Origin of the sequence: Pseudomonas sp. J380, assembly GCF_009827115.1 — a bacterium.
GTDB lineage: Bacteria > Pseudomonadota > Gammaproteobacteria > Pseudomonadales > Pseudomonadaceae > Aquipseudomonas > Aquipseudomonas paracarnis.
Map to the genome: position 1 here is coordinate 2,972,620 of NZ_CP043060.1, position 13,799 is coordinate 2,986,418.

General features: G+C 59.8%; 11 protein-coding genes. 4 read left to right on the forward strand and 7 right to left on the reverse strand.

Going from position 1 to position 13,799, the window contains the following annotated elements; genetic code table 11:
- Nucleotides 1–105: 105 nt before the first annotated feature.
- Nucleotides 106–1,242 (reverse strand): acyl-CoA dehydrogenase family protein, encoded by a 1,137-nt coding sequence (locus FXO12_RS13420; protein ID WP_057976851.1) that lies wholly within the window; start codon nt 1,240–1,242, stop codon nt 106–108.
- Nucleotides 1,243–1,462: 220 nt separating this feature from the next.
- On the opposite strand from FXO12_RS13420, the gene FXO12_RS13425 reads away from it, so the two are divergent.
- A complete protein-coding gene (locus FXO12_RS13425) occupies nt 1,463–2,383 on the forward strand; it encodes a GlxA family transcriptional regulator (RefSeq protein ID WP_173647476.1) in 921 nt (306 codons plus the stop codon).
- 137 nt (nt 2,384–2,520) lie between these two features.
- On the opposite strand, the gene zapE is transcribed toward FXO12_RS13425, so the two are convergent.
- The 3 genes from zapE to FXO12_RS13440 all read right to left on the reverse strand — a co-directional run bounded on the left by zapE (nt 2,521) and on the right by FXO12_RS13440 (nt 5,696).
- Nucleotides 2,521–3,615, reverse strand: a complete 1,095-nt coding sequence (gene zapE, locus FXO12_RS13430; protein ID WP_057976849.1) for a cell division protein ZapE — start codon at nt 3,613–3,615, stop codon at nt 2,521–2,523.
- Between the two features lie 79 nt (nt 3,616–3,694).
- Nucleotides 3,695–5,050 carry a tryptophan--tRNA ligase gene (locus tag FXO12_RS13435; protein ID WP_057976847.1) on the reverse strand — a complete coding sequence of 452 codons (1,356 nt, stop codon included), beginning with the start codon at nt 5,048–5,050 and terminating at the stop codon, nt 3,695–3,697.
- A 16-nt stretch (nt 5,051–5,066) separates the two neighbouring features.
- Nucleotides 5,067–5,696 carry an alpha/beta hydrolase gene (locus FXO12_RS13440; protein WP_054897033.1) on the reverse strand — a complete coding sequence of 210 codons (630 nt, stop codon included), beginning with the start codon at nt 5,694–5,696 and terminating at the stop codon, nt 5,067–5,069.
- 145 nt (nt 5,697–5,841) lie between these two features.
- Here FXO12_RS13440 and FXO12_RS13445 point away from each other — a divergent pair, with 145 nt between their 5' ends.
- Nucleotides 5,842–6,279 (forward strand): YhcB family protein, encoded by a 438-nt coding sequence (locus tag FXO12_RS13445; protein WP_003171734.1) that lies wholly within the window; start codon nt 5,842–5,844, stop codon nt 6,277–6,279.
- 195 nt (nt 6,280–6,474) lie between these two features.
- Here FXO12_RS13445 and FXO12_RS13450 read toward each other — a convergent pair whose 3' ends face one another.
- The 3 genes from FXO12_RS13450 to FXO12_RS13460 form a co-directional block, all read right to left on the reverse strand.
- Nucleotides 6,475–8,199 (reverse strand): ABC transporter ATP-binding protein/permease, encoded by a 1,725-nt coding sequence (locus FXO12_RS13450; protein ID WP_057976845.1) that lies wholly within the window; start codon nt 8,197–8,199, stop codon nt 6,475–6,477.
- Between the two features lie 99 nt (nt 8,200–8,298).
- Nucleotides 8,299–8,859: a response regulator transcription factor gene (locus tag FXO12_RS13455; RefSeq protein ID WP_003171731.1), complete on the reverse strand. Its 561-nt coding sequence runs from the start codon at nt 8,857–8,859 to the stop codon at nt 8,299–8,301.
- A complete protein-coding gene (locus FXO12_RS13460; protein ID WP_003188495.1) occupies nt 8,852–10,114 on the reverse strand; it encodes an ATP-binding protein in 1,263 nt (420 codons plus the stop codon). Before FXO12_RS13460 ends, FXO12_RS13455 begins: the two co-directional genes overlap by 8 nt.
- Before the next feature lie 334 nt (nt 10,115–10,448).
- On the opposite strand from FXO12_RS13460, the gene FXO12_RS13465 reads away from it, so the two are divergent.
- Both FXO12_RS13465 and FXO12_RS13470 read left to right on the forward strand, forming a co-directional pair.
- Nucleotides 10,449–12,776, forward strand: a complete 2,328-nt coding sequence (locus FXO12_RS13465; protein WP_057976843.1) for a dermonecrotic toxin domain-containing protein — start codon at nt 10,449–10,451, stop codon at nt 12,774–12,776.
- 125 nt (nt 12,777–12,901) lie between these two features.
- On the forward strand, nt 12,902–13,615 hold the full coding sequence (locus tag FXO12_RS13470; RefSeq protein WP_034126285.1) for an SIMPL domain-containing protein: 714 nt from the start codon (nt 12,902–12,904) through the stop codon (nt 13,613–13,615).
- The last annotated feature ends 184 nt before the right edge of the window (nt 13,616–13,799 follow it).

Genomic DNA, 13,799 nt, shown 5'->3' on the forward strand with positions numbered 1-13,799 from the left:
GCCGCCTTGGACGCTCTGCGTCCGCTTTCAGAGTCGTGACGCGGAGCGTCACATGAGGCGTTCCCACGCGGAGCGTGGGAACGATCAATCAAGAGCACCTAACAATCAAAGCGCCCGCGCAATGATCTCCTTCATGATCTCATTGGTCCCCGCATAAATGCGCTGCACCCGCGCATCCGCCCAGGCCCGGGCAATCGGATATTCCCACATGAAGCCGTAGCCGCCATGCAACTGCACGCACTCATCGAGCACCTTGCACTGCAGGTCGGTGGCCCAGTACTTGGCCATCGCCGCCGTGGGCACGTCCAGCTTGCCTTCCAGATGCAAGGCCATGCACTGATCGACAAACACGCGGCCAATCTGAATCTCGGTGGCCATCTCCGCCAGCTTGAACCGGGTGTTCTGGAAATCGGCAATCGCCTTGCCGAACGCCTTGCGCTCTCGCGTGTACTCAAGGGTCCATTGCAACGCCGCTTCGGCTGAAGACAGCGCGCCAATCGCCACAGTCAGGCGTTCTTGCGGCAGTTCCTGCATCAGGTAGGCAAAGCCCATGCCCGCCTGGCCCAGCAGATTTTCCTTGGGCACGCGCACATCCTGGAAGAACAGCTCCGAGGTGTCCTGCGCCTTCATGCCGACTTTCTCCAGGCGCTTGCCCTTGTCGAAGCCCGGCGTGTCGGCTTCCACCAGGAACAGACTGGTGCCCTTGGCGCCAGCCTTGGGGTCGGTCTTGGCGACGACAATCACCAGATCGGCCAGGTAGCCGTTGGTGATAAAGGTCTTGGAGCCGTTGATCACGTACTCATCACCCTCCAAAACCGCTGTGGTCTTGACGCCCTGCAGGTCGGAACCAGCGCCCGGCTCGGTCATGGCAATGGCCGTGACCATCTCCCCGGAGATCAACTTGGGCAGGTACTTGTGCTTCAGTGCTTCACTGCCGTAATGCAGGATGTAAGGCGCGACGATATCCGAGTGCAGGGAAAAGCCGATGCCGGTCAAACCCAGGCGGCTGACTTCTTCGATCACCACCGCGCTGTAGAGAAAATCCGCGCCCAGCCCGCCATATTCCTCTGGCAGGTGGGAACACAACATGCCCGCCTCCCCCGCCTGGTTCCACAGGTTACGTTCGATATAGCCCTGCTTTTCCCATTGCCCATGGAAGGGCACGGCGTGCTTTTCGAGAAAGGTGCGCACGCTCTCACGGAAGAGTTCGTGCTCCGAGCTGAACAAGGTTCTAGGGATCATGGGTCACCTGCGTGGATTGTCGGACAAGGACGAGCCCACAGAGCCTATGCCCCGAAGGTGTCACGGGACACTGGACACATGCGACAAAAAATAAGACGATCCAGCCGTCTGGTGACCACTTTCCCCTATAAGAATAAATGAAATTATGTCTAACCAAATCTCCACGCCGTTGCGGCGCGTCAGCATTTTGGCCATTGATCGGGTATTCGCTTCAACCCTCATGCAAGCCAAGGATTTCTTCCATCTCGCCAGCCTGCGCCATGGCAAACAGCAAGGCCTGGGCCTGACCCCAGGGTTCGAAACGCGCCTGGTCAGCCCCGACGGCCAGTCCGTGCGCAGCTTCAGCGATGTGATCATGCCAGTGGACGGCGGCCTCGAAGACGCCGACATCATTGTGCTGCCGGCCTTCTGGGACGACTTCGATGCCCTGTGCTCCCGCTACCCGCAGGTGCTGCCGTGGCTGCGCGAACAGCACGCCCGCGGCGCCGTTCTCTGCGGCGAGGCCACCGGGGTGTTCTGGCTGGCCGAAGCCGGGCTGCTCGATGGCAAGGAGGCGACCACCTACTGGCGCTTCTTCAATGCCTTCACAGAGCGCTTCCCCAAGGTGCAACTCAACCAGGACAAGCACCTCACGGATGCCGATAACCTGTATTGCGCCGGCGGCACCACGTCGGCCTGCGACCTTTATATCTACCTGATCGAACGCTTCTGCGGCGCCAACATCGCCCAGGCGGTGGCCCGCGACATTCTCTATGAGGTGCAGCGCAACTATTCACCGGGGCGGATCGGGTTTGGCGGGCAGAAGCTGCATCAGGACGTGATCATCCTGCAGATCCAGCATTGGCTTGAAGAGCACTTTGCCGACAAATTCCGCTTTGAAGACGTTGCCCGGGAACACGGCATGAGCATCCGCAACTTCATGCGCCGCTTCCAGACCGCGACCGGTGACAAGCCGCTGCACTACCTGCAGCGCCTACGCATCGAAACGGCCAAGGGCTTGCTCTCGGGCAGCCGCAAGAGCATCAAGACCATCAGCTACGAGGTGGGTTACGACGATGCGAGTTTCTTTGCGCGGCTGTTCAGGCAGCACACGGAGTTGTCGCCGAACCAGTACAGGCAGCAATTCCAGCAAGCCGCCTGACCTCAGACCAACACAAACCATTGTGGGAGCTGGCTTGCCTGCGATGACGGTGTATCAGCCAGCCTATAGTTGGCTGATACACCCCCATCGCGGGCAAGCCGGCTCCCACATTAGATCTCCATTGAGCCGGAGATTGATTAAGGCTTGTGCCCGCGCGACAGGAACTCGTGGGACTGCATCTCCAGCAAACGGCTCAGGGTGCGCTGGAATTCGAAATTCAAGCGGCCGCCGGTATAGAGGTCCTTGAGTTCGACTTCCGCCGAGATGATCAGCTTGACGTTACGGTCGTAGAACTCATCGACCATGTTGATGAACCGTCGGGCGATATCGTCGGTGGTCACGCCCATCTGTTCCACACCACTCAAGATCACGGCGTGGAAGATCTTGCCCAGCTCGATGTAATCGTTCTGGCTGCGTGGCCCATCGCACAGTTGGCGGAACTCGAACCAGGCCACGTCATCGCAGGTGCGCAGCGCGATGATTTCGCGGTTCTCGATCATCAGCTTGTCGTTTTCCACCGCTTGCGTGCATTCCGGCGTCAGCGCACGGAAGCTTTTCTTCAGGCTTTCGTGCGCCGCTTCGTTGAGCGGGAAGTGGAACAGCTCGGCTTGCTCCAGGTGACGCAAGCGGTAGTCGACGCCGCTGTCGACGTTGACGATATAGGTGTTCTGCTTGATCAGCGCAATGGCCGGCAGGAAGCGCGCACGTTGCAGGCCGTCCTTGTACAGGCCATCGGGCACGATGTTCGACGTGGCCACCAGGGTCACACCGTTCTTGAACAGTTCTTCCATCAGCGTGCCGAGGATCATGGCGTCGGTGATGTCAGAGACGAAGAATTCATCGAAGCAGATCACCCGGGCCTCTTGGGAGAAACGCTTGGCGATGATGGTCAGCGGGTTTTTCTCGCCCGGCAGGGTCTTCATCTCTTCGTGCACGCGCTTCATGAAGCGGTGGAAGTGCGTACGCACCTTTTCCTTGAACGGCAGCGCTTCAAAGAAGGTGTCTACCAGGTAAGTCTTGCCACGGCCCACGCCGCCCCAGAAATACAGGCCCTTGACCGGCGTGTGGTCTTTCTTGCCAAACAGCTTGCTGAACATCCCTGGCTTGCTTTGCGACGCGGCCACGAGGTCCTCGTACAGGCGCTGCAAATGACGCACGGCATTTTCCTGGGCCGCGTCGTGGAAGAACTCGGGGCGTTTCAGATCAGCTTGATATCGTTCTAGGGGCGTCATAATTTCGTTAGCAAGGCAACAAAAACGGGCCGACACTGTAACGACGGCCCTGGATAATGGCAATCAACCCTTGGTCGGGTTAATCCTCGATTGGGGCTAACGCAGCGCGCAAGGCTTCGATGGCCGCGTCACGCGATGCTTCATTGGCGTACTCGGCACTGTCAGCTACTGCGGCGCCGTCCAGCCATACGCTGAAGCCCAAAGCCTCGGCGCGTACGTCCAGCGCATCGCCACTTTGCAGTTGCTTGGTCACCGCGCCGGCTGCTTTGCCATCGGTAAAGTTGCGCGACAACAGCAATTGCTCGCCGTCGGCGGCCAACAGGCGGAAGCGGAAGCTGCCATCGTCTTCACGGAAGCTCACAAACCGTGCAGCCTTCGCTGCTTTTTTCTTGGTGGCGACCGGCGCCGCCGCCTGGTTGACGAACGACCGCAGGCCCACCGCTTCACGCAGCTCGGCCAGGAACGGTGCCGCCACAGCGCGGGCCTTCTTGGCGCCGACCTGCAGCAGGTCCTCCATGTCCGATGGGCGCGCCATCAGTTGATGGTAACGCTCGCGCGCTTCGCCGAGCTGGCCGTCGAGCAGTTGGAACAGACGGTTCTTCGCCTCGCCCCAGCTTAGGCCTTCTAGCAGCTCGCCACGGAATTGGGCTTCCTGGGCCTTGGTCGCAAACGCCTGGTACAAGGTGAACAGGTGCGAATTGTCCGGGTCCTTGGCTTCGCCTGGCGCACGGGAGTCGGTGACGATCCGCGAGATCGCGTCCTTCATGTCCTTGGCGCTGGTGAACAACGGGATGGTGTTGTCGTAGCTCTTGGACATCTTGCGACCATCCAGGCCTGGCAAGGTGGCCACGCTTTCTTCGATCAACGCCTCGGGCATGGTGAAGAATTCCTTACCGTTGCCGAACAGGTGGTTGAAGCGCTGGCCGATGTCGCGGGCCATTTCCACGTGCTGGATCTGGTCGCGGCCCACCGGCACCTTGTGCGCGTTGAACATCAGGATGTCCGCTGCCATCAGCACCGGGTAGCTGTACAGGCCCATGCTGATGCCCGCATCCGGGTCTTCACCGTTTTCCACGTTCTTGTCCACCGAGGCCTTGTAGGCATGGGCGCGGTTGAGCAGGCCCTTGGCGGCAACGCAGGTCAACAGCCAGGTCAGCTCGGGGATTTCCGGGATGTCCGACTGGCGGTAGAAGGTCACCCGGTTCACATCCAGGCCACCGGCCAGCCAGGTCGCGGCGATTTCCATACGCGAGCGCTGGATGCGCTGCGGGTCATCGCATTTGATCAGGGCATGGTAGTCGGCCAGGAAGTAGAAGGAATCGGCATTCGCGTCTTCGCTGGCGAGGATCGCCGGGCGAATCGCACCGGCGTAGTTGCCCAGGTGCGGCGTGCCGGTGGTGGTGATGCCGGTGAGGATACGGGTACGGGTCGTCATGGGTGATCGCTTGTCATCAATTCGAAAGGCGTGGCAGCACCAGATCCTTGAGATCGGTCAGCTTGCCGTGAAAAAAGTGTCCGCATTCTGCCACTTTCAGCAACTCATGGGGGCGTTTGAGGGCGGCGGACCAGTCGTAGACCAGCTGCGGGTCAACCACTTCGTCGCTTTCCGGTTGGATCAGGGTCAACGGGCAGCCCAGCGGTAACGCGTCGGTATCGCGCAGGCGCATCACCGCAGCGGCGATCATGAACAGGTGTGCGAGCTTTTCACCTTTGGCTTCCAGGCGGCCGCCGAGGCTGGCGGCCACATACCCACCGAAAGAAAAACCGAGCAAGGTGATTGGCAGGTCCGGGTGCTTTTCCCGCAGCCAGGCGGCGGCCGCTTCAGCATCGTCCACCTCACCGCTGGCCATATCGTGAGTACCGGCACTGGCACCCACGCCACGGTAATTGAAGCGCAAAGTAATCAAACCCGCATCGCGGGCAGTGCGTTGCAGGGTCGAGACGACCTTATTGAGCATGGTCCCCCCCTGCACCGGGTTAGGGTGGCAAACCAGCGCCAGGCCACGTGGTTCGGGGTGATCCAGGTACAAGGCTTCCAATTGGCCTACCGGGCCATCGATCAAAACGGGGGTTTCACGCATGAGCAAGGATGAACTCCGTGACCTCTCAAGGGGTCGACTCGTCTAGCTAAAGTCTGTGCATGGCATCATTGCGAGCTTAATCGCGGTATACAGCGCAGGTTTGAGCCGTTAACGTAAAGCAAAGCCGTTTATAGAGGAAGGACTCGTGGAACACTCGCTCTTAGTTTGGTTGTTGCCGACTCTTGCCCTGGTTGCCGGTGTCGCCATTGGTTTCCTGGTTGCCCGCCTGCTGCCGAATGCCGCGCCTAACCGCACGCAGCGTCAGCTGGATGACATTCAGGAACGTTTTGACAGTTATCAGAACGAGGTTGTTACCCACTTCAACAGCACCGCGACCCTGGTCAAGAAGCTCACCCAGAGCTACCAGGAAGTACAGGATCACCTCGCCGATGGCGCTAACCGCCTGGCCCTCGACGACATCACCCGCCAGCGCCTGCTGGCCGCGCTGCATTCCGATGCACCGCAAACCCCACGGGAACGCCTGACCCCGCCTCGGGAAAACCAGGAGCCACCACGGGACTACGCGCCAAAGACGCCGAACGCTCCAGGCATGTTGGATGAGCATTACGGCTTGAAGAAGTAAGTCATCTTCGAGCAACAAAAAGCCCGGCTGATCGATGATCTGCCGGGCTTTTTGTTGGGTGCCTGAACCATCAGACAACACCATGCCCCTGTGGGAGCTGGCTTGCCTGCGATAGCGGTGTGCCCGTTGACACACCTGCCTCAGGCACTCCGCCATCGCGGGCAAGCCCGGCTCCCACATTGAGCGAGCAGGCACTCAAGTGAGTTGTTGTTCCTGCAACCGCCCACCGTCGATGCGCACATGCCGCCCATGGAAACGCTTGAGGCTGCTGCGGTGGCCGACGCTGACGATGCTCAACCCCGGCAATTGATCGATCAACGCCTGGTACAAGGTTGCCTCGTCTTCTTCATCCATGGCCGAGGTCGCTTCGTCCATGTACAGCCATCGCGGTGCAAACAACAACGCGCGGGCAAAGGCCAGGCGCTGTTGCTCGCCGGGCGAGAGCATGCGTTGCCAGTGGTTGGCTTCATCCAGGCGGCTGACCAGATGGGGCAGGCGACAGGTTTCCAGCACCTGTGCATAACGTTCTGGTGAATAGACGCTGTCGTCCTGTGGATAACTCAACACGGCCTTGAGCGTACCAATCGGCAGGTAAGGCTTTTGCGGCAGGAACAGGTAGCGCGTCGCCGGCAAGCGAATGCTGCCATGACCGGCGGGCCACAGATGCCCCATCGCCCGCAGCAAAGTGCTCTTGCCGCTGCCGGAACGCCCGCTGAGCATGACGCGCTGGCCAGGCTCCACGGTCATGTCGGCGTCGGTGAGCAAATGGCGGCCGTCGGCCAGGTCCATGCCCAGGTCCTTGATCACCAGGCGCTCGCCTTCAGGGCGCACGTCGATCGCCGGCGTGCGTTGCTCGTTGTCGCTCATGGCCTGCTGGAAACTCAGCAGACGGTCGCTGGTGGCGCGCCATGTCGCCAGCTCCGAATAGGCGTTGATAAACCAGCTGAAGTTCTCTTGCACGTTGCCGAACGCCGAGTTGATTTGCATCAGCTCCCCCAGCTCGATCTTGCCAGTGAAGTAGCGCGGCGCGGCGACGATAAAGGGGAAGATGATCGCGATCTGGCTGTAGCCAGCGGTGAAAAAGGTCAGGCGCTTGGACACTTTCATGATGTCCCAGAAGTTCTGCCAGACCTTGCCGAAGCGCGAACTCAGGCGTTGCCTTTCATTCGGCTCGCCGTTGTACAGGGCAATACTTTCGGCATTCTCACGCACCCGCACCATGGAAAAACGCAGGTCCGCTTCGAAGCGTTGCTGTTGGTTGCTCAGGCCGATCAAGCGCCGGCCGATCAAGTGCGTCAGCCAACTTCCCACAGCGGCGTACAGCAGTGCACACCAGAACATGTAACCGGGGATGGTGACGCCGAACACTTCGATGCTACCCGAGACGCCCCACAGGATGATCGAGAATGACACCAGGCTGACCACGTTACGCAGCAACCCAAGGCCCAGGCTCAAGGTACCGGAGGTGAAGTTGTTAAGGTCTTCGGAAATCCGCTGGTCCGGGTTATCGGTGTAGCCGCCCTGCTCCAGCTGGTAATAATTCTTGTGGGCCAGCCATCGGCTGAAGTGTTTTTCGGTGAGCCAGGCGCGCCAGCGGATTGTCAGCATCTGGGTCAGGTAAAGGCGGTACACCGCGCCGAGTATCGCCACCGCCGCGATCCCGCCAAAATAGCCGATCAGTTGCCAGAAGGCCGCGGTGTCTTTCTTCTCCAGGGCGTTGTAGAAGTCTTTGTACCAGTGGTTGATCCACACGGAGATCGCCACGCTGAACAGCGACAGGCCAATCACTGCGGCCAGCAGCAGCCAGGCCCTGCCCTTCTCTTCACTGCGCCAATAGGGTGTGATCATCGCCCAGGTTCGGCGGAAGAATTGCCCACGCACCGCGTCGTTGACCGCGCGATATTCAGCATTCTGATTCATCGTTCAGGCTCGGTAGGAAAAAGTCACAGGCGTTTGAACCGATCATAGGTGATCGGTTCGTGCGTCCGTGCAGCCTGAAGCGAGTTGTTCAGTCGCCGTTCAGCGTCGTACCGGGCGCTTCTGCAACTTGCGTTGCAGCGTGCGGCGGTGCATGCCCAGGGCGCGGGCGGTGGCGGAGATGTTGCCTTCGTGTTCGGTCAACACGCGCTGGATGTGTTCCCACTGCAGGCGGTCCACCGACATCGGATTTTCCGGCACCAGGGTGTCGAGGTCGGCATGCTCAGACAGCAAGGCGGCCAGCACGTCGTCGGCATCCGCGGGTTTGCACAGGTAATTGCAGGCGCCGCGCTTGATCGCCTCGACGGCGGTGGCGATGCTGGAGTAACCGGTGAGGATCACCACGCGCATTTCCGGGTCGAGTTCCAGCAGCTTTGGCAGCAGCACCAGGCCCGAGTCGCCGTCCATTTTAAGGTCGAGGGCGGCGTAGTCCGGCAGGTCGGCCTGGGCGATGGTCAGTCCCTCTTCGGCAGAACCTGCGGTGCTGACGCGAAAACCGCGCCGGCTCATGGCGCGCGCCATCACGCGGGTAAAGGTCGCGTCGTCATCTACCAGCAACAGGTGCGGCAGTTCTTCGCCTTCGACTTGGATCTCGTCACTCATCGATATCTCCTCGTGCGACACGGGGCAGGCGCAGCTCGGTGAGCGTGCCACCTTCCTCATGACTATAGAGCTTCACTGAGCCGCCCGCGCGGGTCACGCTGGCCTTGCTCAAAAACAGGCCCAGGCCGAAGCCTTTGCCCTTGGTGGTAAAGAAGGGTTTGCCGATTTGCTCGGCAATGGCCAGCGGCACGCCCGCGCCGTGGTCACGAATGCTGATGGTGACGTTTTCCGCGTCCCAGTCCAACTGCACCCCGAGGCCTTCAGGGCAGGCGTCGGCTGCATTGTTCAGCAAGTTGAGCAGCGCCTGGGTCAAGTCCGGCGGCGGCGCCATGCGCGGTACGCTGCCTTGGCCCAACAGGTTGAAGCGGTAACTGGCTTCGGGGCGCATCAGGTGCCAGCGGTTGAGCGCCTCATCGAGCCACTGGGTGACATCTTGCATTTCGACCGCCAGACGGCGGTTGGCTTCGGCGGCGCGCACCAGTTGCTGGAGTGTCAACTTGCACTGCTTGACCTGCTCCTGCAGTACGCTCAAATCATCTTGCAGGGCCGGGTCGTGATGGTCCTGGGTCATTTCCTTGAGCAGCACGCTCATGGTCGCCAGCGGCGTGCCCAACTCATGGGCGGCGCCAGCGGCCTGGGTGGCAACGGCCAGCAGTTGCTGGTCACGCAGGCCCTCTTCACGGCGAATGGCGCGCAGTTCTTCCTGGCGGCGCAATTCTTCGGCCATGCGCGCGGCAAAGAAGGTAATGACTGCCGCAGACAGGGCGAAGCTCAACCACATCCCGTAGATCTGCAGGTTTTCCCGGGCGATGGGGAATGTCTGCAAGGGGTAGAACTGCGCCAACAGCAGGGTGTACAGCGTCAGCGCAATGCCCGACAGCACCACCGAATAGCGCCACGGCAGGGTGACGGCAGCGATGGTCAAAGGCACCAGATAGTAGGAGACGAAGGGGTTGGTAGAACCACCGGAGAAGTACAGCAACACGCTGTGGATAAACAGGTCGCAGGCCAGTTGCAGGGCGTATTCCAGCTCGGTCACAGGCCAAGTGGTGCGCAGTCGAATGGCGGTGAACACACACAATACGGTGGAGAACCCCAGGGTCACGGCCAATTGCAGCCAGGGCAGCGGCAACAGGTCGAACCAATAGGCAAGCCCGACGGAACCGGCCTGTGCGGCCAATACCAGGGTGCGAATGAACGTCAGGCGCCAAAGGTTCTGGCGGGTGGCGGAAGTCAGTTTTACGGCGGCGAGCATGAGCTCTCCTGATGAGCGCTGCAGGTATATCGCACCGAGTATAACCAAGACACGAGGACGGCAGGGCTTATGCGGCAAACCGCCACAGCGCGACCTTCTCCTGCCCACATAATTTGGCGCATTACTTACAGGAACCAAGGTGAGCATCGGACCACCCAGAGGCCTACCGCCCACCGATGGGCATCATCATGCCTCGCCACTCAGGAACGCTTTCATGCAGATGAATAACGCACTCCCCACTCAAAGGCCCTACACCGCTGAACCGCCATCAGGTGCCACTCTTAGCCGCCAGCGACGTGCAATAGACCAGAGCCCAAACAACGAGCAATACCTCGTGGAAAGCGTGCGCAGGGATTTATCCAATAACGGTGGTGACGGTTACGAACTCGTCAGCGTGAACCACGATCCCGGCAAGACGGTGGGAGCCCATGACAAAACAATTGTACCCGTGGATGTGGGGATCAATATCGACAGCGCCAGCAATGCCGAGAACCTGGCCTTGGCCTTCAAGTCGGTAACGCAAGATGCCGCGCAGACGGTCAAGCAACTGTTCAAGGACAAGTGGAACCTGGACATCGACCCGGACAGAACGTATCTGACGACGTTCAACTACAACACTACCGGCAAGCCGCCCTACCCGGCCAAGCTGGTCGAACAGATTACACTGACGGACGCCCTGGTAAAAAACAGCCAGACTACGCCCGAAGGAAGGGGGGCGCTGGTTCCTCATTATGCCGGCGGCCCAGCAGTGAGGCTGGTCGATCACCTGCCCCATATTGCACCAGGCGTATTCGACGTCGCCGACCGATTCAACCCCAATCGCGAGTCGGCCCACATTACCCACACCTACCAAGGCATTTATACCGCATCCACGCCCGGCACCCCGCAGGTCTATGCGCCTTCAACCCAGCTGTCAGTGTCGCCAAAGGACTTCAAGGAGCAAGTCTGGGCCACCGACTTCCAGCGCCCCTACATCGAGTTCCTTAACGACTTCTGGGACAAGCACGACCGTCAATACCCTATTGTGGCCAAGGCGGCACTCGTCAAAGCTGCACACTCGCAACATCAGGAGGGCAGCCTGACGCAGGAAGACAAACAACTGGTCCTGCGCGCAGCGGGGCTGCCTGGCAACACCCTGGCCTGGGCCGATACGCTGTTCAACGACCTCACACGCCCGACGCGGCCCGATCCTGGACTAGACGTAGGCCTGTTGAGCGTAGGGCAATACAAATCCACCGACCTGATGGTGATCACCGACAAAAACACCCGCCAGGGTGCCGATGGCAAACCGATCAACCGCACACTGCTGGTCATCCCGGGCAACTCTTCGCCAATCCACGCTTTTGACAGCGTAGAGCAAATGAAGCAGTGGTTGGCGAGCCAGGCCGCAGACCCGGAAAAACTCAAGGCACTGGAAGGACACTTCACCTTCAAGGACTTGAACAGCGGCCCGTTCAAAAGCGGCGTGCGTGAAATGCTCAAAGGGATGGCCGTGTGGCCCAAATATGCGCACCACCGTACCTGGCCTCCTGCAACGACCTTGAGCCTCCAGCGCTTCAACGCCACCGGGCGTTCAAATACCGGCCCTGATATCGACGCCACCGCCGATGTCTTTCAACAGATCGGCCAACGCCAATACGATCGGTCGTTCGACGACGCCAAGTCGCAGATCACCTCCGATGCCGACGTCACCAAAGCCAATATCCTGTCGGGTCTCAGCAAGGCAGCCATGATCGCGATGCTCTTTGCCCCGGTGGCCATCGCCGTGCCCGAAGTGGCTTTGGCGTTGGATGGGCTGTACATCGCCTCGGGTATCACCGAAGCAGGCATTGGCGCCGACGATTTGGCCAAGGGCAAACCCGGCGGCGTCGGTCATTTGATTTTTGGCGTGCTCAATGCCGCGCTGCCTGTAGCCACACGCCTGGTGTCCCAGGCCGGTACAGTGGTGGAAGAAGGGGCCTCGGCCAGTTCGCAACGCCCTGTTGGGCAGCCAGTGACTGATGCCCATCCGGGCAAGCCCTCGGTCGACCTTAACGTCGACAATAACTTTGCCTCCTTACTCCCCGAATCGGAACCTGTGGCGCCGGTCTCCGAAACACTGTCGACGGACGGTAAGTTGGTCACCCTCACGGGCACCAAGGATAACCTGGTCAAAGTCGAAGACAACCTGCACATTTTCACCGACATGAATAAAAATGGCCTGGAGCATCGCCTCAACATCATTGGCCATGGCGATGGCACCCATATTTATTACAAAGGTGGCAAACACACCCCGCAGGGGTTGTACAACACGCTCAAGCGCAATGGCATCTTCCCGGAGAGCTATGACAATATTCGCATTCTGAGCTGTTACTCCGGGGCGCAGGGCGAGAACTCCTTCGCCGCTCAATTTCAGCGGCTCACCGGACGCCCAGTGAAAGGCTATGTAGGTGAACTGACTGCCAGGTACTCGCCCGAAGAGATCCTGGGAGATAACCAGACAATCTACGAAAGTGGCAAACCCCCTGTAACCTTCGATCATCCCAGTCCCGACGATGGCGTTTCGGGTAAAGAATTCAAGCCGGTGAAGACCAACCCGTATTCGATTTTCGATCACCCGTTCAAATGGTGGAATTTCAGCTACAAGCCTGTGACGTTTACTCCAAAAGGGGCCACCCTGTAACAGGGTCCTCGCGTGGCGTGAGGGTAGCGCACGCCACGCTGAAATTTATTTGTATTGGGTAAACCCGACGAACCCCAAGGCTACGTCTACAGTCTTACCGAACACGAATATCCCCAGGAGCTTCCATGTCTCGTTTCACTCGCAGTGCAGTTGTTCTCACCCTCAGCGCCAGCGCCCTGGCCAGCCTGCCGGCCATGGCCGCCGATGCACTGAATTACAACCAGATCTCCCTGCGCGCCGAAGTCAGCCAGGAAGTGGCCCGCGACAAGATGATCGTCACCCTTTACACCGAATCGCAAAACGCCGACCCGGCCAAGCTCGCGGCCGAAATCACCACCACCCTGAACCAGGCGCTGGGCCAGGCTCGCGAAGTCAAAGGCGTGACCTTGCGCCAGGGCAGCCGCAACAGCTACCCGATCTACGACAGCAAGAACCAGAAGATCACTGGCTGGCGTGAACGTGCAGAACTGCGTATGGAAAGCGCGGACTTCCCGGCACTGTCCAAACTTACCGGCGAGCTGCTCAACACTCTGAAGATGGACAGCATGGACTTCGCCATCGCCGATGCCACGCGCAAGGCCAGCGAAGATGCGCTGCTCAAAGATGCCGTGGCTGCATTCAAGGCGCGTGCGCAACTGGCTACCGATGCACTCGGTGGCAAGGGCTACAAGATCGTCAACCTGAACTTCAACACTAATGGCTACCCGATGCCCTACGCCCGCAATGGCGGCATGATGATGAAAGCCGCCATGGCCGATTCAGCACCGACGCCTGAAGTGGAAGCCGGCACCAGCCAGGTCAACATGAGCGCCGACGGCGTGATCGAAGTTTTACAGTAACTTTTTTAGACAGGACAACGGCGCAATCCCATGGGGCTTGCGCCTTTTTTTTGCGCGTTAGCGCCACGTCATATCCAGCAGTACATCTCGCAGGAATCAAGTGCCCGGCTTCCACGACTCATTACTGCCATAGCTACCAGGGAGGGATGTGCTGGCATTTATTCATACAATGAGAGCCGAATTT